This window comes from Candidatus Hydrogenedentota bacterium, from assembly GCA_019695095.1.
Lineage (GTDB): Bacteria > Hydrogenedentota > Hydrogenedentia > Hydrogenedentales > SLHB01 > JAIBAQ01.
The window spans coordinates 1-2,667 of sequence record JAIBAQ010000396.1 but is presented as its reverse complement, the minus strand read 5'-3'; the positions used below and the strand labels follow the sequence as shown (position 1 = coordinate 2,667).

Here is a 2,667-nt window from a genome sequence, read left to right as displayed (position 1 = left end):
ATGCCTTCGTGAACGTGCCGCCGTCTTTCGCGTCAGATTAGGCTGCCGAGAAGGGAGCCGACACCGCGCAAGTCCGCAGGATGGCTGGAAAATCCCCTGCCGGCGCCCGCGGGCGGGTCAGATTAGGTGGCGGGGATAGACGGCGTTTTGAAACCAATTTTGAGTTAGCCGTTTTGGGGGATCGTCGTGGCTCGAAAAAAGGGCTTTCCCAAGGGGTCGGTCTGTAAGCCTTGCTGGGAGCTTAAGTACTGCCCATACGGCCCGATGGTTGAGTACTTCCCTTGGGCCGGAGCGTCATGCAAGCCTGAGCAAGTCCGGTCGCGCTACAGCGAAGCGCTTTCCCAACTGATGAGCGGCAAGGCCAAGACGGAGCAAGAAGTCTGGTGGGCTATCGAGGCCCTACACGTGAACCAGCCCGATGATTGGGAGTTTATACAAGGCTTCGCTGCTGAAGAAGTGAACTGCAAGATTTTTGGTCACGCCTGCCCGGTCTTCTTTAGCCAGAGCGGGGGTACCGAAACGAAAGAGTACAGGCAGTCGGGACGGCACATACCACGTCAAGTCATGCTCCGAGTTGTGCGTCGGGACAATCACGTGTGTCAGGCGTGTCATAAGTACGTCCCTGATGACCAGATTGAATTTGATCACATCATCCCATTCTCAAAAGGCGGCCCTACTTCGGTGACGAATCTCCGTCTACTATGTCGCTCTTGTAATCGAAGCAAGTCCAATGCCGTAGATGCGTTACTAATAACTCGCTAAACGGATAACAATTAATTCAAGCCGACGCCGCTTCGCGGCGCGGCTTAACTCAGATGTTAGGCCTCCCAGAATGCCATCCGAAGCGTACTCCGAGTTCAATCAGAACCTCACCGATGTTCATCGGTTGGTCCTGCTACATAGGCGAGAGAGTGGTAGAGGAAGAGGAAGGCGGGGATTGGGTCACCTGACACGAGGCGGCCTCCTGCTCCTGTGCGCGGCTTGGGAACGGTACGTAGAGATGGTCCTTGCTGAAGGCGCGCAGATCACGGCTAACCGCCTGCCGGATATCAACGGATTGCCGCAGGCCGTTCGACAGAAGGTGACGAGCCATGCAAACAACAACTCGACCCCTTGGACAGCAGCTCAGTTGAATACGCCAACGTGGGTTCAGATCTACGCCGATGCAATCAAAGCACGAGTGGACAAGCTTCACACTCCGAAGCACCACAAGTTGAAGCCACTATTTGAGGACTTCCTAGCCATTCCAGACATCGGCACCACATGGAGCAAGGGCTCAGCACCAATCGACGACTTCGTTGTGCTGCGGGGAGAGGTCGCTCATCGCGGCGGCCAGAGCAGGTACATCCGTTTCGGGCAGCTAGTAGACCTCGAAGTTGAAGTGAAGCGCTACGTTAAAGAGACGGACAACTTTCTTTCAGATCATCTGCGCACCATCGTGAATCCACCGCGTCGCCCATGGAATCGCATAGCTTGAGCGCAGGGAGGCCTAACCCCTTGTATGGACTCCTCACGCAAGTGACCGAGTGATCCGTCGTTTGGGGAACGGTGCGGTTGCAGTCGTGTCCCACTGGGATTCCCTTCGGTCATGTCCGGCCTTTAGGTGAGCGCTCGGCGCTCTGGCCAGGATTCCGGCCAGCGCGCATGCAGGCGCGGTGGCGTTCGCAGGCTCGCGGCTGTCGCCGCTCGAAAGCCCTGCTCACCCACCGGAATAAAGCCACACGTTCAATCGGCCACGGGTGGCCAGTAGAGTTATTGGCTTGCTCGTTCCGGGGGCCGACACGTTTGTCATCGACGTTTCACTCGGGCAACGCAAGAAGATACGGAACCGATCAGTGCGCGGTGGCCGGCATGGCGCTGAAGTGATCGGAATCGAAGCTCAGGCGGTGTGGTTCGGCCGTCCAGAGGCGTAGTGCCGTCTCGTTGACACGCGCGATGGCGGCTTCCTTGATCGCTGCACGTCATGCGAGCAATATCGGGGCCAGTATTTCTGCAGCTTCGTTAGGTTCTGATATGAGAGCATCCGACCATATTCCACAAATCAAAGCCCTGGTCGCTTCCCCGCGGATCAGGCAGTATCTTGTGGGCATAACTTCAAATAGCGTTAGTCGCCGTCGGTCGTACAGGTCTCACGGTTTCCCATTCTACTATGTGCTGGAGACTGGCCTTACCAAGGCAGATGCGCTCGCCATGGAGAGGGATTTGTTCAAGTGTTTAACTACCGAGCCCGTGACTCGCAAGAAGTATCACGCAGAAAAAAGAGATAGCGCTTACCGCGCCAGCACAGGCGGCAAGAACGGAGACAACTATGTTGTTTACATTGCCGCGTATGGTGACTAACAAATTATTGATGACAAACCCGCTTCGCGGTTCATCGTAATTCATTCGTTAGGTCTCACTTGGAGGAATCACAGGTGTCCGAAATACCACAGTCCCAGATTGATCAGATTCTTGATTTCTTTGGTAACCGTGCATTTTCAACGCTAGAGTTCGTACAGGCTCTGTCCGAGGCCTTTCCGAAGACGATGCGTGCTTTGGAGGACCTGATTAGCGCCAAACCTCAGCCCAGGAAATTGGAAGCCTGGCGCAAAAGCGGCTCGGCACAAGGGCTGCAGCCGATCATCGCATGAAGCAGACGCGGCAGCATCTCGCGCAGGCGAAAGCGGC

Annotated in this window: 3 protein-coding genes; 2 read left to right on the top strand and 1 reads right to left on the bottom strand. The window is 55.9% G+C overall.

The window, feature by feature from the left end; genetic code table 11:
* The first annotated feature begins 186 nt into the window (after window positions 1–186).
* Both K1Y02_26815 and K1Y02_26810 read left to right on the top strand, forming a co-directional pair.
* Window positions 187–762: an HNH endonuclease gene (locus tag K1Y02_26815; GenBank protein ID MBX7259996.1), complete on the top strand. Its 576-nt coding sequence runs from the start codon at window positions 187–189 to the stop codon at window positions 760–762.
* Between the two features lie 175 nt (window positions 763–937).
* Window positions 938–1,477 carry a hypothetical protein gene (locus K1Y02_26810; protein ID MBX7259995.1) on the top strand — a complete coding sequence of 180 codons (540 nt, stop codon included), beginning with the start codon at window positions 938–940 and terminating at the stop codon, window positions 1,475–1,477.
* A gap of 1,083 nt (window positions 1,478–2,560) precedes the next feature.
* Here the strand turns inward: K1Y02_26810 and K1Y02_26805 are convergent.
* Window positions 2,561–2,667 (bottom strand): IS1595 family transposase (locus K1Y02_26805; GenBank protein MBX7259994.1); only part of this gene is annotated, 107 nt, incomplete at its 5' end.